Genomic DNA, 3,266 nt, shown 5'->3' on the forward strand with positions numbered 1-3,266 from the left:
GCGCAACATCCTCTACCTGAACTTCGAAGACCTCCAGGTCAAGTCGATGACGGTAATCGAGGATGTCCTAGCCAAGATCAGGCAGATCTGCGGGCCGCTCGGCCACAAGGTCTACGCCGTGGTCAACTACGACGGCTTCGACCTCGACAGCGACCTGGAAGACGCCTACCTCGACGGCGTGCAGGAAATGGGCGACACCTACTTCCACGGCGTCACCCGGTTCACCACCAGCGCGTTCATGCGCGCCAAACTCGGCGCCGCGCTCGAATCACGCGGCGTCGCGCCGCACATCTACGAATCCGAAGACGAAGCCGCAGGCGCCGTACGCACCACCGTGCCACGCCAGGAGTAACCAAGGTCCCGCCGGCCCGCGCGACGACGCGCACGCCGCGGCCGGACGGCAGGACCAGATGTGCCAGATGACCCCGGCCGGCCCCGGTCGTTGTCGCCGGGCACCTCGACAAGGCGACCCGGCCGCGTTACGTTTCCGGGGATTACAACAGGAGGGATCGGCATGACGACAACAGTCACCGAGCTGGCGCAGGACATCGGGCTCGCCCGGGAGACCGATTACTACCTGATGAAAGACCAGCTGACCCAGGAAGAGCTGGGGCTGCTGTACAAGGTGCGGAAGTTCGCCGAAGCCGAGATCCTGCCGGTCGCCAGCTCGTACTGGGAGCGGGACGAGTTCCCGTTCGAGCTGGTGCCCAAGCTGGCCGGGCTGAACATCGTCGGCGACACGATGGCGGGCTACGGCACCACGCCGATGTCGGCGGTCGGCGCGGGGCTGGTGATGTATGAGGTCAGCCGTGTCGACGGCAGCCTCGGCACGTTCCTGGGCGTGCACGTGGGGCTGGCGATGCAGTCGATCTACCTGCTCGGCTCGGAGGAGCAGAAGCAGCGGTGGCTGCCGGCGATGGCCAGGATGGAGCAGATCGGCGCGTTCGCGCTCACCGAGCCCGAGCACGGGTCCGACTCGGTCGCCCTGGAGACCACTGCCCGGCGCGACGGCAGCGGCTGGGTGCTCAACGGCCGCAAGCGCTGGATCGGCAACGCCGTGTGGTGCGACCTGATCGTCGTCTACGCCCGCGACACCCAGGACGGGCAGGTCAAGGCGTTCGTGGTGGACAAGGACAACCCCGGCTATGCCGCGTCCAAGATCACCGGCAAGGTCGCGCTGCGGATGGTGCAGAACGCGGACATCACCCTGACCGACTGCCGTGTCTCCGAGGATGCCCGGCTGGCGAACTGCCGCTCCTTCGCCGACGCCGCCCGGGTGCTCAGGGGCACCCGCAACGTCGTGGCCTGGGCCTCGGCCGGGCACGGGGTCGCCGCCTACGACATCGCCCTGACCTACGCCCAGCGGCGCAAGCAGTTCGGCCGGCCGATCGCGAAGAACCAGATGATCCAGGCGATGCTGGTGGAGATGCTCGGCGAGGTCACCGCCATGCAGCTCTACTGCATCCGCCTCGGCCGGCTGATCGACGACGGAAAGATGAGCGACACGATGGCCTCGCTGGCCAAGTACTTCTGCACGGTCAAGGCCCGTCATGTGTGCCGGATGGCCCGCGACATCCTCGGCGGCAACGGGATCCTGCTGGATTTCCACGTGATCCGCCACATGTGCGACATGGAGGCCCTGCTCACCTACGAGGGCACCGCCGAGATCCAGGCCCTCCTGGTCGGCCGCGACATCACCGGGCTGGGCGCCTTCACCTGACCCGATCCGCGTCAGGCGTAACCGCCGGCTCCCGAAGATATGCATATCAGCCCTTCCCGGAAAGGAGTACCAGATGGCAGACGAGAAGACGGCGGGGACCACCTCGCCTGAGGAGTCGCTTCAGCAGGCAGTGGAACGCGCGCGTGCGATCAATGAGCAGATCTTGCAGACGGCAGCCAAGGCCGGCCGCGAGATGCTCGATGGCTATGTGCGCTGGCTAGAACAAGTGGCTGAGCAGCAGCGCAAGCTCGCGACGGGCTCACCGGTCAGCCAGGTGGACTGGCTGGCAGCGATGCTCAACGCACAGGCCGATTTCACCCGGCAGTTCGCCGGCGCGCTGCGCGGGTTGCCCGGCCGGGACGCCACGTAGCGGCCGCGCCGTGCCCGGCCGGGCACGGTAGGGCCGGCGGGTCATCGTTCCTGCCATGCTGCGCGGCTCCCGCCGGCATGAGCGGTGACGCTCGCGTCGGCGGGGTCCCCTTGGCGATGCGGCGAGCGCCGCGACAAGCCGCTGAGCTCCCCGTGTCAGCCCAGCCGGAAGCTATATCGACCTGGACCCTACCTTCCGGCAGGTACGTCATGGACGCCCTGAGACTGGCGTTAGATAACGGCCGTTTGTGAGACGGTTGCTCAAGCAGCCCCACGGGCCAGCTTCTGCGTTCCAAAACTCGTCTAAAACTCCCCCGAGAACAGCCCGCCGGGTCGCGGGCCCTGTGCCCTACAGGCGAGGGGAGTATCGCAAGCGGCCCCAGGTTCGGGCTAGCCCTCCGGCCCCGCCTCACGGCGCGTGTTCATCGCCAGGGCTTCGAATTCCGCCCAGGTCTTGCTCCACTCGGTGAGGGGGCCGAGGATCTCCTGCAGCATCGCAAGCTGCTCGTCGAATGCCCTCAGCTGGGCTTGCATCGCGGCGATGCTCTGCCGCTGCGCGGCGACGCTGCTGGCGATGAGGTTCAACTGCGCCGCGGACAGGGCGCCGGGGTGCGGCAGGCCCTGCAGCGACGGCACGGCCTGCGGCAGGACCGGGTCGCTGAGCCCGGCCGTGCCGGCCAGCCCCTCGGTAATCTGGCGCAGCTGACTGGTCCACAGCGGGATGAGGCCGGCGAAGCCGGCCGGGGTGTTGTGCCGTTCGGTCATCAGGTCGTGTCCTTTCCCGGGTGTGCGGGTCATGTGTCACCGCGCGATCATTCCCCGCCCGCGTCTGTGGCAGCGCGTCGGAGGCCGGGGTTGTCCGCGACCCGGTGAGGTAACCGCACCCCTCATCGTGCCGGTGGCGGTAAGGGCTGCACTCCCGGTACTGACCGGCAGCAGGAGTGAATGCTAAGGGTCGTTCAGTGGTGTAGGGGAAATGATCGTTAACCCTACACAGGTGCGCGGCAGCGCGCGGTACGGCACCCGGTGCGTAACAGTGTCGGGAAACCATGTCGGTAAAACTATTTCGCCAAATTAGACACTCATTGCCGTTTGCGCTGCAATCGGGGTCATGCTGGCGTCCCGGCAACCCGATCGCGGAATGTGACTGCGCGCGAGTTCAGGCTGGGCCTGATCT

Annotated in this window: 3 protein-coding genes and 1 pseudogene; 3 read left to right on the forward strand and 1 reads right to left on the reverse strand. The window is 67.2% G+C overall.

Annotated elements, in window-relative coordinates; genetic code table 11:
- The 3 genes and pseudogenes from VMD50_RS05805 to VMD50_RS05815 all read left to right on the forward strand — a co-directional run.
- Positions 1 to 352: pseudogene (locus VMD50_RS05805) on the forward strand (acyl CoA:acetate/3-ketoacid CoA transferase); the annotation flags it as partial.
- Between the two features lie 162 nt (positions 353 to 514).
- Positions 515 to 1,720, forward strand: a complete 1,206-nt coding sequence (locus tag VMD50_RS05810) for an acyl-CoA dehydrogenase family protein (protein ID WP_325425750.1) — start codon at positions 515 to 517, stop codon at positions 1,718 to 1,720.
- Between the two features lie 73 nt (positions 1,721 to 1,793).
- Positions 1,794 to 2,090: a hypothetical protein gene (locus VMD50_RS05815; RefSeq protein WP_325425752.1), complete on the forward strand. Its 297-nt coding sequence runs from the start codon at positions 1,794 to 1,796 to the stop codon at positions 2,088 to 2,090.
- A 389-nt stretch (positions 2,091 to 2,479) separates the two neighbouring features.
- Here VMD50_RS05815 and VMD50_RS05820 read toward each other — a convergent pair whose 3' ends face one another.
- Positions 2,480 to 2,854: a hypothetical protein gene (locus VMD50_RS05820; protein WP_325425754.1), complete on the reverse strand. Its 375-nt coding sequence runs from the start codon at positions 2,852 to 2,854 to the stop codon at positions 2,480 to 2,482.
- Positions 2,855 to 3,266: the final 412 nt, after the last annotated feature.

This window comes from Mycobacterium sp. (genome assembly GCF_035506235.1).
GTDB lineage: Bacteria > Actinomycetota > Actinomycetes > Mycobacteriales > Mycobacteriaceae > Mycobacterium.

Bases quoted from the DNA above. Each gene is read 5' to 3' on its own strand.
- VMD50_RS05810 (WP_325425750.1), top strand. From the start codon at position 515: ATGACGACAACAGTCACCGAGCTGGCGCAGGACATCGGGCTCGCCCGG.
- VMD50_RS05815 (WP_325425752.1), top strand. From the start codon at position 1,794: ATGGCAGACGAGAAGACGGCGGGGACCACCTCGCCTGAGGAGTCGCTT.
- VMD50_RS05820 (WP_325425754.1), bottom strand. From the start codon at position 2,854: ATGACCGAACGGCACAACACCCCGGCCGGCTTCGCCGGCCTCATCCCG.